The organism is Azospirillum picis (assembly GCF_017876115.1).
In the GTDB taxonomy this organism is placed as follows: domain Bacteria; phylum Pseudomonadota; class Alphaproteobacteria; order Azospirillales; family Azospirillaceae; genus Azospirillum; species Azospirillum picis.
Genome location: NZ_JAGINO010000018.1, coordinates 1 through 14,351, shown reverse-complemented (window position 1 = coordinate 14,351; position 14,351 = coordinate 1). Strand labels below are relative to the sequence as shown.

Genomic DNA, 14,351 nt, shown 5'->3' with positions numbered 1-14,351 from the left:
CACACAACGGCCGATCCCGACCGGACGGCCCCCGCCGGTCCTCCCGTGCCGCCCCAACCAGCGTCAGAGACATGCCGATCAACAACCGCATCGCCGCTTTCCAGGACGACATGACCCTGTGGCGGCGCGACATCCATGCCCATCCGGAACTTGGCTTCGAGGAGGAGCGCACCTCCGCCATCGTCGCCGCGAAGCTGGAGGAGTTCGGCATCGCCGTGCATCGCGGGCTGGGCGGGACCGGCGTGGTCGGCACGCTGAGGGGGCTGGGCAACGGCGGCGGGCGGACCATCGGCCTGCGCGCCGACATGGACGCGCTGCCGATGCCGGAGGCCAACGATTTCGAGCACGCCTCGCGCCACGCCGGCCGGATGCATGCCTGCGGCCATGACGGGCATACGGCGATGCTGCTGGGGGCGGCCCGCTATCTGGCGGAAACCCGCAATTTCGACGGCACGGTCCATTTCATCTTCCAGCCGGCGGAAGAGGGGCTGGGCGGCGCCAGGCGGATGATCGAAGAAGGGCTGTTCGAGCAGTTCGACTGCGAGCAGGTCTATGGACTGCACAACTGGCCCGAACTGCCCGCCGGCAAGATCGCCGTCCATCCGGGAGCGGTGATGGCCGCCGCCAACCAGTTCGAGATCGAGGTGACCGGCCATGGCGCCCATGCCGCCATGCCGCACCGCGGCATCGACCCGGTGCTGGTGTCCGCCCACATCATCACCGCGGCGCAGAGCCTGGTGAGCCGCGGCACCGATCCGGCCGACAGCGCGGTGCTGTCGATCACCGTGGTCGAGGCCGGTACCGTCGCCAACGTCATCCCCGACCGCGCGCGGATGCGCGGCACCATGCGCACCTTCTCCGAAGAGAACCACCGGCGCATCCAGGAGCAATTCGCCCGGCTGGTATCGAGCGTCGCGGAGGCCCTGGGCGCCAAGGCGGAACTTCACTTCCGCCCCGGCTACCCGGCCACGGTGAACAGCGAGGCGGAGGCGCGGACCGCCGCTGCCGCCGCCGCCAGGGTGGTCGGCGAAGAGAATGTGGTCTGGGCGCCCGCCCCGACCATGGCGGCGGAGGATTTCGGCTACATGCTGAAGGAGCGGCCGGGCGCCTACATCTGGCTCGGCCATGGCGGCCACACCGGTCCATCCTGCCGCCTGCACAACCCGCATTACGACTTCAACGACGACATCCTCGCCACCGGTGCCAGCTATTGGGCCTCGCTGGTCGAGACCATCCTGCCGCGAAGCGCCTGAGCCTCCCATGCCCGTACAGCCGCCCCCCCGCCGCCGTCCGCCGCGTCTCCGTCCATTGCTGGGCGCCCTGATGCTGGCATCCGCGATCCTGCCGCTCGGCGCCTGCCAGAACGACGGGCGCACCGAAGGCAACCTGCTGCCGGCCGAGGCGGCCGGCGAAGGCTGGCGCGGCGATTACAGCAGCGCCGCGGAACGTGCCTACGTCGTCGCCCGCGACGCCGAGGAATGGACGGCCCTGTGGGCCCGGGTGGGCCAGCCGGCGCCGGCGGCGCTGCCCCGCGGCCGGATGGCGGTCGCCGTCTTCCTGGGACCGCGCGACACCGCCGGCTACGGCGTCGCCATCGACGACGCCCGGCAGGCCGGTGGCGATTTGGTGGTCGGGTACCACGAGGCCGTGCCCGGCCCGGCACAGGCGGTCGCGCAGAGCCGCACCAGTCCCTACGCCATCCGGCTGCTGCCGGCCGTGGCGGGAACGCCCAAATTCGTCCGAGGAAAGTAGGGCCGGCCGGCCGCCGCGTCCGTCACCGTCCGGCGAGGCGCGGCAACGTCATCGCGGCATCTGCCAGGGCAGGTCGCCGCCGACCAGCCGGCCGGCGTCGGCCGGCGGCAGCGGCCGCGCGAAGTGGTAGCCCTGGCCGTAGTCGCAGGCGAGCGCGCGCAGCAGGTTGGCGTCGGCGCTGGTCTCGATCCCCTCGGCGATGACGTCGAACCCTAGCAGGCGCGCCAAGTCCATGATGATGCGGACGATGGCGCGGTTCTCCTCCGACTGGTGCATGGCCGAGACGAAGGACCGGTCGACCTTCAGGCTGTCGATCGGCAGCTTGTGCAGGTAGGACAGCGACGAGTAGCCGGTGCCGAAATCGTCGATCGACAGCTTGATGCCCAATGCCCGCAGGTCGCGCAGCAGGCGGATCGACTGTTCCGCCTTGTCCATGACGGCGCTCTCCGTCAGCTCCAGCTTGATCCAGGACGGCTCCACCCCGGTTTCGCGCAGCACCTCGCGCACGACCTGGACGAAGTTGGGATCGGAAAGCTGGTGGCTGGACAGGTTGACGCTCATGAACAGCGGCGCCGAGCCGGGCTCGCGCCGGTCCTGCCATTCGGCGATCTGCCGGCAGGCTTCCCGCAGCACCCAGGTGCCGAGCGACACGACGAGGCCGGTGCTCTCGGCGATGGGAATGAAGACGCCGGGCGGGATGTTGCCGCGCTTGGGATGGCTCCAGCGCATCAGTGCCTCGAAGCCGGCGAGCCCGCCCGTCACCATCTCGACGATGGGCTGGTAGGCGACCCAGATGTCGTTGCCGCTTGCCAGCGCGCCGCGCAGGTCATGCTCCAGCCGCACCTGCTCGACCATATGGGCGTGCATGGTCGGGTCGAACCAGGCCATCCGCCCGCCCCCCATCTCGCGGGCACGGGCAGTGGCGATCTCGGCGTCGCGCAGGACGTCCTCGGGGCGCTCGTGGCCCGGCATCGCCTCGGCGATGCCGACGCTGGCCGACAGGAAGACGGTGCCGCCGGAGCTCGACCGCACGGACCGGACAGCCGCGGCCAGCGTCTCGACCGCGCCCTCGATCAGCGGGCGATCGCAGGCGCTGCTCCCCAGCAAGGCGAAGGCGTGGTCGCTGACGCGGGCGATCAGATCGAAGGCGGCCGCCTGCGCCGCCATCCGCTGCGCCAGATCGTCCAGCAGCTCGTTGGCGAAGCCCTGGCCCATGCTGCTGCGGATCTCTGCGAAGCGGTCGATGTCGAGGATGACGAGCGTGAACGGCTCGCCCATGTTGCGGTAGTCCGCCATGTGCTTCAGCAGCATCAGGCGGTTGGCCAGCCCGGTGACCGGGTCGTAGTAGGCGAGGCGGAACAGGTCGTCCTGCACCTGCCGGCGTTCGGTCATGTCCTGCAGGATGACGAAATAGCCGGTGACGGCCCCGGCCTCGTCCCGGTGCGGCGCGTGCATCCGCGTGACGTAGCGCTGCTGGCCGTCGGCCTGGGTGATCCAGCCCTCGGTCTGCACCGTTTCGCCCGCCAGCGCACGGTCGGCGGCGGACGCCGTGTTGCGCAGCAGGTCCGGCCCCAGCATGTCGCCGATGGTGGTGCCGACCGCCTTGTCGAGCGTCGTGCCGATCATCGCCAGATAGGCGCGGTTCGCATAGATGTGCTGCCGATCCGGAGCCATCAGCGCGACTTTCACCGTCATGGCGTCGAGAATCTGACGCAGGGCATCAAGCCCCGGAGCACCGGAAGCCGCACCAGACAAAGCTTCAGCCAACGCGGAGATTCGGGGATCAGGGCTCATGGCGGGGAAAGATCGGGGTACTCAGCAGGAAATCGATAGCCAACAATTACGCGAAGTGTCGCCTGTCCGTCAAAACCAAAGCCGCCCCTCGGCAGCAAAGCTTGGCGTTTTCTACAGCCGCCTCAACGAGAACGTCACAGCATATCATAGTATTCATACAAGCGCGGGTTGCGTATGGCTATGGAAGAAAACCCGGATTCTCCTTTGCGCGGGGGTGGAAGAGTCGAAATCATCCACCGCGCACCGTGATGTCCGCCTGCCGCGATTGCGCCGCCATCCATGACGCCGAAAGAGTCGGCGATCCATGAAACAGCAGCGCGAGCCGGGCATGCCTGCGCTCCGAATTCGTGAGACGGCGGTTGCCGTTTTCGGATTTATACTGCCAAGGCAAGTGGGGATGTCGCCCCGCCCGGCGCCGCCCCGGCCGTTTGCCGACCAACAATGTCGAAAACAACTCTGGGCAGGAAACTCGCCATGGCACTCAAGGACTTCCTGGTCGTCCTCGACGACACTCCGGCCTGCGCCGCCCGCCTCGACCTCGCGGCCCGTCTCGCGGCACGCTGCGATGCGCATCTGACCGCCCTGTACGCCACCAACGACATGATCCTTCCCGGCTACATCGAGGCCGAGATCCCGCAGGAGATGCGCGAAGGACGCCGGCATGTCCGCCAGGAGCAGACGGGGCGGATGGCCGCGGCCTTCGAGGACGCCATGCGCCGCAACGGCATGACCGACCGTTCCGAATGGCTGGCGGTCGAAGGGGACCCCACCCTCGCCGCCGCCGTCCGCGGCCGCTATGCCGACCTGATCGTCGTCGGCCAGCTCGATCCCGACCGCGATCGCGACCAGCCCGTGGCCCAGCCGGCTGACCTGCTGTTCGAATCAGGCCGGCCGCTGCTGGTCGTCCCCTATGCCGGCCGCTTCGCCACGGTCGGCGAGCGCATCCTGGTCGGCTGGAACGGCAGCCGCGAAGCCGCGCGCGCCATCGGCGACGCCATGCCGCTGCTGGAGACCGCCAAGCGCGTGGTGGTGATGGCCGCGAATCCGAAGCCGGGTCCCAACGGCCTTGGCGACGAGCCCTGCGCCGACATCGCCCGCCACCTGTCCCGCCATGGCTGCCGGGTCGAGGCGACCCATGTCGCCACCAACGTCGTCGAGCCGGGCGACACGCTGCTGAACGCGGCGGCCGACGAGAGCTGCGACCTTCTGGTGATGGGTGCCTATGGCCGCTCCCGCTTCCGGGAGCTGGTGCTGGGCGGCATGACCCGCTTCATGCTGCAGCACATGACTGTCCCGGTGCTGATGAGCCATTGAAGCCGCCGGCCGGGGGATACCGGCGGCCTTGGGGTTAAGCGACCGCCGGCCTTCGGCAGGTCCCCCGAGTCGGCCTTCCATGCCCGTGGGGAAAAGCGACCCACCTCCTTTATCCGGCGCGGCCCCGTGGGGCAAAGCGGCGGGACCGTGGGGACAAGCGGCACGACTCGGGCTTTCCCCTTGGGGATAAGCGGCGACTCAACTAATAAGTCTAACAACTAACCGCCACTAGCACGGTCGCCTAACCCCACATTGACTCCACGCCACGCCGCTTACCAGGATGCCACAACATCTGGGTGAGGCGGCGATGGGCGACATACACAGGCTGGTGATCGAACACGGGCGGGACAAGGCGCGCGCCCTGGTCCGGCCCGAGGAGAGGCCGCTCGTCGACATCGCCGCCGACATCCTGGCCGACGAGAACCAGCATCTCGGCATCACCTACAGCGGGTTCTGCCTGACCAGCCTGCCGCACAAGAAGCTCGCCGACGATGCTCCTTGGGAAAAGCGCGGCCATCAGGTGACGTTGCTGGTCGAACCGGGACGGCTGAAGGTGAACGGCAAGATGAAGCTGTTCGGCGTGCCCTATGGTGCGCGGGCGCGGATGATCCTGATCTATCTGCAGACCCAGGCGGTGCGCACCGGCCGCCGCGAGGTCGAACTCGGCCGTTCCATGCGCGACTGGCTGACCCGCATGGGCATCAGCGTCGGCGGCGAGACCTTCCGCGGCTTCCGCGAGCAGTCGCTCCGCATCTCCGCCTGCTCGCTGAAGTTCTTCTGGGACGGGGAGAATTCCGACGTCTTCGAGAAGGGCGGCATCGTCAAGCGCGGGCTGATCTTCCACGATTCGCTCGGCGACGACCGCCAGGGGACGCTGTGGAACGACGTGGTCCAGTTGGACGAGACCTTCTTCCAGGCGCTGCGCGACCATCCGGTCCCACTGCTCGAGGAGGCCGTGCGGCAATTGAAGGACCGGTCGCTCAGCCTCGACCTCTATGTCTGGCTGGCCTACCGCCTGCATTCGCTGAGCCGTCCGCAGCCGATCTCCTGGCCGTCGCTCTACGCCCAGTTCGGCGCCGGCTACGACCAGATGAAGCACTTCAAGCCGCGCTTCGTGCAGGCCCTGCAATACGCGATGGCCGCCTATCCCGACGCGAAGGTCGAGCCGGCCGACGACGGCGTCGTCCTCCACCCCAGCCGCCCGCCGATCGCCCGCCTGCTGGCCTGAAGGGACGGCGGGCCTGCGGCAGGATGGCGGGGTGTGGGGTTAGGCGACCGGGCTGGGTGGTCCGCCCGCGGCCCCCTCCCCAACCCTCCCCCGCTTCGCGGGAGAGGGGGCACGCCCCGACACGGCGGCAGTCCCCTCCACCGCCAAAGGCGGGGGAGGGTTAGGGAGGGGGCAAGCGAACAGGAGGCTCCGCCCGGTCGCTTAACCCCACGCCCTTCCCGGCCCCTCCCCTCCATTGACGCACGTCATGGGCGCCAGGCCCGTCCCGCGCTAGGATCGCGGCCTTCGTGAAGCGGGAGGCCTTTCCTTGGACGCCCTGACCCTGCTGGATGCCGGCCTGAACCAGTGTGCCGTGGTCATCGACCGCGACGGCGGGCTGCTGCTGGCCCTGCTGACCGCCGGGCTGGTCGGCGGCACCACCCATTGCGCCGGCATGTGCGGCCCTTTCGTGCTGGCCCAGGTGTCGGCGCGGCTGGAGCGGGTGCCGCTGTCCGCCATGTCGGAGTTCCGGCGGCTCACCGGGGCCGCCGTGCTGCCGTACCACGCCGGGCGGGCCAGCAGCTATGCCCTGATCGGCGCGCTGTCGGCGTCGGTCGCCGGCCATGTCGGGGCGCTGCCGGGCCTGCGCTGGCTGTCGGTGGCGCTGCTTGCGCTGGCGGCCCTGTTCTTCGTCGGCTATGCCGCCCGCAGCCTTCTGTCCTGGGTGCCGCTTCGGCTGCCGGTGCGGCCGTCCGGGAATTCCGGTTTCCAGCGCTGGTGGGGCGAACGGGTAGCCCGCCTCGCCCGGCCGCTGTTCGGCAACCCGACCGGCTGGCGCGGCTACGGGCTGGGGGTGGCGCTGGGCTTCATTCCCTGCGGGCTGCTCTACGGCGCGGTCGCGGTGGCGGCGGCCAGCGGCAGCGCCCTGACCGGGGCGCTCGGCATGGCGGCCTTCGCACTCGGCACCCTGCCGAGCCTGCTGGCGGTCGGGCTGGCCGGCCACATCGCCGGCCGCACCTGGCGGACCGCCGTCGCCCGTGTCGCCCCGGCGATCATGCTGGTGAACGCCGGGGTACTGGGCTGGATGGCCTGGAAGCTGGCCGCCTGATCCGTCCGCGGCGGGCTCAGTGGCAGGCTCAGTGGCAGGCTCAGTGGCAGGCTCAGTGGCGGGCGCCGCCCTTCAGCGCATCGCCCAGGGGAACCTGACCGCTGCCGGGCTTCAGCGGCTGCTGCTGGCTTTCGTGCGGCGACCAGCCGGCGAGATAGAGCACCTGGAAGGTCACGGGAATGCGGCCGTCGGGCTCGGCATAGAGCTGGGCGTAGCGCTGCGCCGCCTCGAACAGCAGGCGGCGGGTGGCCGGCACCTTGCGCCGCGCCAGCACGGCATTGGTCTCGCCCATCCCGCGCAGCTCCCGCATCAGGGCGAAGGCGTCGGAATAGGTGACCGTCAGCGTGTCGCTGTCGACCACCGGCAGGGCGAAGCCGGCACGCTGCAACAGCCCGCCGGCATCCTTGATCTCGGCGAAGGGCGACACCCGCGGGGAGACGCCGCCCGCGACCTCCATCTCCGCCTCGTACAGGCAGCGGCGCAGCTCGACCAGCGTGTCGCCGCCCAGCATCGCCGCACAGAAGAAGCCGTCGGGCTTCAGCGCCTGCCGGATCTGCACCAGCGCCCCCGGAAGGTCGTTGACCCAGTGCAGACTGAGGTTGCTGACCACCAGGTCGAAGCTGCCGGGAGCGAAGGGCAGGAACTCCTCGTCGGCGGCGAGCACGGTGGCGCCGTTGCCGAAGGCGGCACGGGCGAAGTCCGGGGACAGGTCGCAGGCGACCAGATGCTCGATCCCCTTGCGCCATCCGCCGCCGAACTCGCGGCCGACTGCCCCGCCGGGCGCCGCCAGCGCCCGCGCCAGCGCCCCGTCGTGGCAGCCGAGGTCGAGCGCCAGCGGGAAGGGACGGATCACGTCCTCCAACCGGTCGGCCAGCCGCTCGGCGATCTCGTCGAACAGGAAGGAGTGATCGGAGAATTCGGCGACGGCGCGGTCGCGGCGGCGGCGGACCAGGGCGCGGTCGAAAACGGTCATGCTGTCGGGGCTCGTCATGGCCGCACTATACCCCAGCCCGCCCGCAGCCAACCGTGCTACACTCGCAGCCCAGCCACCTGATCCGCCCCACCACCACCGATCGGGTGCCCCCGGCCGGAACGCCGTCACACGGAACAAGAGCATGGGCATCGACGCCGCCATCGCCATCACCCATGAAGCGCTGATGGTCATCCTGAAGATCGTGCTGCCGCCGCTGGGCATCACCGCCCTGCTGTCGGCCGCGCTGATGCTGTTCCAGACCGCCACCAACATCAACGAGTCGACGCTGCAGCAGGACGCCAAGTTCTTCGCCACGCTGCTGATCCTGTTCGTCACCGGCCCGGCGATCTACCTGGCGCTGCGCGACTACACCGGCCTGATCTTCGAACGCATCGCCATGCTGCAATAGCCGGCCGCCATGCCCGTCCCCTTCGCCGGACTGGGCCGGATCGCCGCCGGAACCGCGGCCTTCCTGCTGGACGCGCTGCTTCCGCCGCGCTGCCTGTCCTGCGGCACGGCGGTCGACCGGCAGGGCGGCCTGTGCGCGCGCTGCTGGACCGGCCTGAGCCTCATCGCCCCGCCGCTGTGCGCCTGCTGCGGCATGCCGTTCGAATACGAGGCGCAGGAAGGAAGCCTGTGCGCCGCCTGCCTGGCCGATCCGCCGCCCTTCGCGCGGGCGCGCTCGGTCCTGGTCTATGACGACGCCAGCCGTCCCCTGGTGCTGGGCTTCAAGCACGGCGACCGCATCCATGCCGCCGGCGCCTATGGCCTCTGGCTGGCAAGGGCCGGGCGGGAGCTGCTGGCCGACGCCGACCGGCTGGTTCCGGTGCCGCTGCACCGTGCCCGCCTGTTCCGCCGCCGCTACAACCAGGCGGCCCTGATGGCGCAGGCGCTGTCGAAGCGGTGCGGCGTGCCGACGGTGCCCGACCTGCTTGAGCGCCGGCGCGCCACCCCGACCCAGGGCGGGCTCGACCGCCAGGGCCGCCACCGCAACGTCAAGGGCGCCTTCCGCCTGCGTCCGGGCCGCTCGGTGGAGGGGCAGCGGCTGGTGGTGGTCGACGACGTGCTGACCACCGGCGCGACGCTGGCGGAATGCGCGCGTGTGCTGCTGCGCGCCGGTGCGGCGCGGGTCGACGTGCTGACGCTGGCGCGGGTGGTGAAACGCTGACCGGCTTGCAATGCAGGGCGCAACGTCTGGAAGGCCCCGGGGGTTGACCATATAGTTGTCTACAAACCGATCAGGAGCGTACAGGCATGGCCGACGTCGTCATCTACACCACGCCCTTCTGCCCCTACTGCATGCGGGCGAAATCCCTCTTGGACCGCAAGGGCGTCACGTACGAGGAAATCGACCTCTACGCCCAGCCGGGCCGCCGCAGCGAGATGATCGAGCGAGCCGAGGGCCGCACCACCGTTCCGCAGGTCTTCATCGACGGCAAGCCCTACGGCGGCAGCGACGACATCCACGCGCTCGACCGCGAGGGCAAGCTCGACCCGCTGCTCGGCATCGCGGCATGAGCAGCGCCGGGGCCGGCATCGTCAAGGCTGCCTGCATCCAGGTGAATGCCGGCACGGAGCTGGACGCCAATCTGCGCGCGGCGGGCGATCTCGTCCGCCGCGCCCGCGATGCCGGGGCGGAGTTCATCGCCCTGCCCGAGAATGTCGGCTGGATCGTCCAGGGCCGCGACAAGACGATGGCGCGGGTGAAAAACGCCGACGAGCATCCCGGTATCCCCTTCTTCGCCGACCTGGCGCGGGAGACCGGAGCCTGGATCCTCGGCGGCACCCTGCATGTCCTGCTGGACGGGAACCGCGTCGCCAACCGCAGTTACCTGTTCGACGGGTCGGGCCGGATCGTCGCCCAGTACGACAAGATCCACATGTTCGACGTCACGCTGAAGGACGGCGAGAGCTACCGCGAATCGGCAACCTTCCGGCCGGGCGAGCGGGCGGTGGTGGCCAACACCCCCTGGGGCGGCGTCGGCATGACCATCTGCTACGACGTGCGCTTCCCCTACCTGCACCGGGCGCTGGCCAAGGCGGGGGCGTCGATCCTGACCTCGCCGGCCGCCTTCACGGTGCCGACCGGCCGTGCCCACTGGCACACGCTGCTGCGCGCCCGCGCCATCGAGACCGGCTGCTTCGTCGTCGCCCCGGCCCAGACCGGCAGCCATGACGCGGGACGCCAGACCTATGGCCATTCCCTGCTGGTCGCCCCCTGGGGCGAGGTGCTGGCCGATGCCGGCACCGAGGTCGGCTTCATCGCCGCCGACCTCGACCTCGACCGGGTGGCCGAGGCCCGCGGCATGGTCCCTGCCCTCACCCACGACCGCGACTTCACGGTGGAGCGGGTGGGGTTCTGACGCCCCGCCCGCTTCGGGCCTCAGTACCCCCTGCGGCGGTCCACCAGGTTGGCGAGCGGCCGGCCGGCGCGGTGGGCCTCGATCGCCTCGGCCACCTGGACGGCCGAGCGCGAGGGGTGGGTGACGGCCGCGACATGCGGCGTGATGCGAACCTGCGGGTGGCGCCAGAGGGGATGGCCTTCCGGCAGCGGTTCGGTGGCGAAGACGTCCAGGCTGGCGCCGCGCAGATGCCCGGAGTCGAGCGCCGCCAGCAGGTCCTCCTCCACCAGATGGCCGCCGCGGGCGGCGTTGACGACCACCGCCCCCTGCGGCAGGGCGGCGAACAGCGCCGCGTCCATGATGCCGCGCGTCTCGGCGGTCAGCGGCAGCAGACAGACCAGCATCCGGCAGTGCTTCAGCATCGCCGCCAGCCCGTCGGCGCCGCTGAAGCACTCCACCCCGTCGATGGCCTTGGGACTGCGGCTCCACCCCATCAGGCGATAATCCATGGTCCGCAGCGTGCGGATGGCGGCCATGGCCATCTCGCCGAGACCGAGGAAACCGACGGTGACGTCCGACGCCGAGCGATGGTCCATCGGTTCCCAGCGGCCTTCGGCCTGGAGCGCGCCATACTCGTCCATCAGCCGATGCCAGCGCAGCACCTGGAAGGCGACATAGCCGGCCATGTCCACCGCCAGCCCGTCCGACACCATGCGCACCAGCGGCACGTCGGGCAGCGTCGGATCCTCCAGCAGCGGCTCCACCCCGGCGCCGAGCGAGACGATCAGGCGCAGGTTGGGCAGGGTCGCCAGCATGCCGGCCGGCGGCTTCCAGACCATCGCCATCTCGATGTCGGCAGGGTCGCCGACATCCGGCCAGACGCGCATCTCCAGGTCGGGGATGCGGCTGGAGATCTGGCGACGCCATTCATCGGCATTGTCGCTGGACGAGCAGAACAGGAGCGTCACGGCCGAACCCTTGCTATCTAGATCGGTATGGGGTGCGAACGATAGCGCCTTTCCCGATCTCCGCAAGGGAGCGAGCCCGTGCCGCGCCTGATCCTGCTGAACAAGCCCTACGGCGTCCTGCCGCAATTCACCGACGACCAGGGCCGCCGGACCCTGGCGGAACTGGTGCCGGTGAAGGGCGTCTATGCCGCCGGCCGGCTCGACCGCGACAGCGAGGGCTTGCTGGCGCTCAGCGACGACGGCCGGCTGATCGCCCGCATCGCCGCCCCGGCCAACAAGATGCCCAAGACCTACTGGGTGCAGGTGGAGGGTGTGCCGACCGACGCGGCGCTGGAACAGCTCCGCCGCGGCGTCCCGCTGAAGGACGGCCCCACCCTGCCCGCCGAGGTGCGGCGGATGGAGGAGCCCGAGGCGCTGTGGCCACGCGACCCGCCGGTGCGCTACCGTGCCGCCATTCCGACGGGCTGGATCGCGCTGACCCTGCGGGAGGGGCGCAACCGGCAGGTTCGCCGCATGACGGCGGCGGTCGGCTTCCCGACCCTGCGGCTGATCCGCTGGTCGATCGGCGACTGGACGCTGGACGGGCTGGCGCCGGGGCAGTGGCGGGAGGTCCCCCTTCCCCCCGCCACACCGGCCACCCGGCCGGATGCCGCGGCTCCGGCTGGCCGGCACCGCTCCGTCACGCCCCGCCGAACAACTGCTCCTCGCTCAGCGCCATCACGCTCGCGGAGCCGCTGACCACCGTCTCCCGCAGCGCCGCCGCCCGCGGCAGGACATGGGTGGCGAAGAAGCGGGCGGTCAGCGGCTTGGCCGACAGGAAGGCGGCGTCCGCATCCCCCGCGGCCAGCCTCTCCGCCGCCAGTCTGGCGGCACGGGCGAGCTGCCAGCCGCCGGCCACCAGCCCCATCAGCTCCAGCAGCGGCACGGACGCGGCGGCCGGCAACCGCACGTCCTCGCGGGCCGCCACCACCAGCCAGGCCACCGCCGCTTTCGCTTGCTCCGCCGCGTCCGCCAGGGCGGCACCGGTAACGCGTAGCGGCTCGTCGCCATGGCCGGCCAGTTCGCGCCCGAGCGCGGCGATCTCGTCGAGCAGGGTGGTCGCCGTGCCGCCGCCGTCGCGCAGGATCTTGCGGTTGACCAAGTCGTTGGCCTGGATGGCGGTGGTGCCCTCGTAGATCGTGGTGATGCGGGCATCGCGCAGATGCTGGGCGGCCCCCGTCTCTTCGACGAAGCCCATGCCCCCATGCACCTGCACCCCGTCGGAGGCCAGCGCCTGACCCGTCTCGGTGCACCAGCCCTTGGCGATCGGGGTCAGCAGGTCGACCAGCAGCGCGGCACGGGCGCGCGTCTCCCCGTCTGGATGGCGATGGGCGATGTCGACCGCGGCCGCCGCGCTGTAGAGGAGGCCCCGCATCGCCTCGGTCTTCGCCTTCATGCCCATCAGCAGGCGGCGGACGTCGGGATGGTTGACGATGCCCTTCGACAGGCCCTCGCTCCATCCGGCCGGCTTGCCCTGCACGCGGTCGCGGGCATAGGCCAGCGCCTGCTGGTAGGCGCGCTCGGCGATCGACAGGCCCTGCATCGCCACCGCCAGCCGGGCATGGTTCATCATGGTGAACATGTATTCCAGGCCGCGGTTCGGCTCGCCCACCAGGAAGCCGGTCGCGCCACCCTCGTCGCCGAAGGACAGCACGGCGGTCGGGCTGCCGTGGATCCCCAGCTTGTGCTCCAGCGACACGCACTTCACCTGGTTGCGGGCGCCCAGGCTGCCGTCCGGGTTGACCAGCACCTTCGGCACGACGAACAGGCTGATGCCCTTGACGCCGGGAGGGGCGTCGGGCAGGCGGGCCAGCACCAGATGGACGATGTTCTCCGTCAGGTCATGATCGCCGTAGGTGATGAAGATCTTCTGGCCGGTGACGAGGTGATGGTCGCCGTCCGGCACCGCGCGCGAGCGGGTGGCGGCGAGGTCCGAGCCGGCCTGCGGCTCGGTGATGTTCATGGTGCCGGTCCATTCGCCGGAGATCATCTTCGGCAGATAGAGGTCCTTCAACGCCTCGGAGCCGTAGAGCTGCACCGCGTTCACCGCCCCCTGCGTCAGCATCGGGCACAGCGCGAACGCCATGTTGGCGGAGTGCCACATCTCCTGCACCGCGGTGTTCAGCAGGTTGGGCAACCCCATGCCGCCGCGCGCCGGGTCGAAGGGCAGCCCGTTCCAGCCACCCTCCACCAGCGCCTGCCAAGTGGCCCCCCAGCCTTCGGCGGTGCGGGCGACGCCGTCGGCGCCGAGCCTGGCGCCCTGGATGTCGCCGATCCGGTTCAGCGGCGCCAGGACATTCCCGGCGATCTTCGCCGCCTCGTCCAGGATGCTGTCGACCATGTCGGGACTGGCGTCCTCGAAGCCGGGCAGCGCCGCGACCTCGGCCATGCCGGCCAGATGGTCGAGGACAAAGCGGATTTCCTTCAACGGCGGGGTGTAGGGGATCGTGGCGGCGGTCATGGGGGACCTCTCTGGACATCGACGGTAGGGGAAAAGACGGCCTTACAACGCCTGCCGCAGCTCGGGCACGGCCTTGAACAGGTCGGCGACGAGGCCGTAGTCGGCGACCTGGAAGATCGGCGCCTCCTCGTCCTTGTTGATCGCGACGATCACCTTGCTGTCCTTCATGCCGGCGAGGTGCTGGATCGCACCGGAGATGCCGACGGCGATGTACAGCTCCGGCGCCACGATCTTGCCGGTCTGACCGACCTGGCAGTCGTTCGGCACGAAGCCGGCGTCGACCGCGGCGCGGCTGGCACCCACCGCGGCGCCCAGCTTGTCGGCCAGCGCCTCCAGCAGCGGGAAGTTCTCGCCCGACTGCATGCCGCGGCCGCCGGACACCACGACGCGCGC

General features: G+C 70.4%; 15 protein-coding genes. 10 read left to right on the top strand and 5 right to left on the bottom strand.

Features of this window, described 5'->3' with window-relative positions; genetic code table 11:
* Nucleotides 1-71: 71 nt before the first annotated feature.
* Nucleotides 72-1,253, top strand: a complete 1,182-nt coding sequence (locus J2850_RS21515; RefSeq protein ID WP_209986098.1) for a M20 aminoacylase family protein — start codon at nucleotides 72-74, stop codon at nucleotides 1,251-1,253.
* Nucleotides 1,254-1,323: 70 nt separating this feature from the next.
* Nucleotides 1,324-1,752 (top strand): protease complex subunit PrcB family protein, encoded by a 429-nt coding sequence (locus tag J2850_RS21510; protein WP_209986096.1) that lies wholly within the window; start codon nucleotides 1,324-1,326, stop codon nucleotides 1,750-1,752.
* 48 nt (nucleotides 1,753-1,800) lie between these two features.
* Here J2850_RS21510 and J2850_RS21505 read toward each other — a convergent pair whose 3' ends face one another.
* Nucleotides 1,801-3,546, bottom strand: coding sequence for a putative bifunctional diguanylate cyclase/phosphodiesterase (locus J2850_RS21505; protein WP_209986094.1), 1,746 nt, complete (start codon nucleotides 3,544-3,546; stop codon nucleotides 1,801-1,803).
* A gap of 474 nt (nucleotides 3,547-4,020) precedes the next feature.
* Here J2850_RS21505 and J2850_RS21500 point away from each other — a divergent pair, with 474 nt between their 5' ends.
* From J2850_RS21500 to J2850_RS21490, 3 genes are all read left to right on the top strand, one after another.
* The gene (locus J2850_RS21500; protein ID WP_209986091.1) at nucleotides 4,021-4,860 is read left to right on the top strand and encodes a universal stress protein; all 840 of its coding nucleotides are present in this window, start codon (nucleotides 4,021-4,023) and stop codon (nucleotides 4,858-4,860) included.
* 307 nt (nucleotides 4,861-5,167) lie between these two features.
* Nucleotides 5,168-6,088 carry a replication protein RepA gene (locus tag J2850_RS21495; protein WP_209986088.1) on the top strand — a complete coding sequence of 307 codons (921 nt, stop codon included), beginning with the start codon at nucleotides 5,168-5,170 and terminating at the stop codon, nucleotides 6,086-6,088.
* A 307-nt stretch (nucleotides 6,089-6,395) separates the two neighbouring features.
* Nucleotides 6,396-7,175, top strand: coding sequence for a sulfite exporter TauE/SafE family protein (locus J2850_RS21490; protein ID WP_209986085.1), 780 nt, complete (start codon nucleotides 6,396-6,398; stop codon nucleotides 7,173-7,175).
* 52 nt (nucleotides 7,176-7,227) lie between these two features.
* On the opposite strand, the gene J2850_RS21485 is transcribed toward J2850_RS21490, so the two are convergent.
* Nucleotides 7,228-8,166, bottom strand: coding sequence for a methyltransferase domain-containing protein (locus J2850_RS21485; protein WP_209986082.1), 939 nt, complete (start codon nucleotides 8,164-8,166; stop codon nucleotides 7,228-7,230).
* 124 nt (nucleotides 8,167-8,290) lie between these two features.
* On the opposite strand from J2850_RS21485, the gene J2850_RS21480 reads away from it, so the two are divergent.
* The 4 genes from J2850_RS21480 to J2850_RS21465 all read left to right on the top strand — a co-directional run bounded on the left by J2850_RS21480 (nucleotide 8,291) and on the right by J2850_RS21465 (nucleotide 10,511).
* Entirely contained in the window at nucleotides 8,291-8,557 is a 267-nt protein-coding gene (locus J2850_RS21480; protein WP_209986079.1) for a flagellar biosynthetic protein FliQ, read from the top strand.
* Between the two features lie 9 nt (nucleotides 8,558-8,566).
* On the top strand, nucleotides 8,567-9,316 hold the full coding sequence (locus J2850_RS21475) for a ComF family protein (RefSeq protein WP_209986076.1): 750 nt from the start codon (nucleotides 8,567-8,569) through the stop codon (nucleotides 9,314-9,316).
* A gap of 86 nt (nucleotides 9,317-9,402) precedes the next feature.
* Complete coding sequence (gene grxC / locus J2850_RS21470) at nucleotides 9,403-9,666, top strand: glutaredoxin 3 (RefSeq protein ID WP_209986073.1); 264 nt, start codon at nucleotides 9,403-9,405, stop codon at nucleotides 9,664-9,666.
* On the top strand, nucleotides 9,663-10,511 hold the full coding sequence (locus tag J2850_RS21465) for a carbon-nitrogen hydrolase family protein (RefSeq protein WP_209986071.1): 849 nt from the start codon (nucleotides 9,663-9,665) through the stop codon (nucleotides 10,509-10,511). The genes grxC and J2850_RS21465 overlap by 4 nt, the downstream gene beginning before the upstream one ends.
* 20 nt (nucleotides 10,512-10,531) lie before the next feature.
* On the opposite strand, the gene J2850_RS21460 is transcribed toward J2850_RS21465, so the two are convergent.
* On the bottom strand, nucleotides 10,532-11,458 hold the full coding sequence (locus J2850_RS21460; RefSeq protein ID WP_209986067.1) for a 2-hydroxyacid dehydrogenase: 927 nt from the start codon (nucleotides 11,456-11,458) through the stop codon (nucleotides 10,532-10,534).
* A 78-nt stretch (nucleotides 11,459-11,536) separates the two neighbouring features.
* On the opposite strand from J2850_RS21460, the gene J2850_RS21455 reads away from it, so the two are divergent.
* The gene (locus J2850_RS21455) at nucleotides 11,537-12,196 is read left to right on the top strand and encodes a pseudouridine synthase (protein WP_209986064.1); all 660 of its coding nucleotides are present in this window, start codon (nucleotides 11,537-11,539) and stop codon (nucleotides 12,194-12,196) included.
* Here the strand turns inward: J2850_RS21455 and J2850_RS21450 are convergent.
* Nucleotides 12,138-13,958: an acyl-CoA dehydrogenase C-terminal domain-containing protein gene (locus J2850_RS21450; RefSeq protein WP_209986061.1), complete on the bottom strand. Its 1,821-nt coding sequence runs from the start codon at nucleotides 13,956-13,958 to the stop codon at nucleotides 12,138-12,140. The two genes, J2850_RS21455 and J2850_RS21450, sit on opposite strands and share 59 nt — an antisense overlap.
* Before the next feature lie 42 nt (nucleotides 13,959-14,000).
* A partial coding sequence (locus J2850_RS21445; RefSeq protein WP_209986059.1) for an FAD-binding protein occupies nucleotides 14,001-14,351 on the bottom strand: 351 nt, incomplete at its 5' end.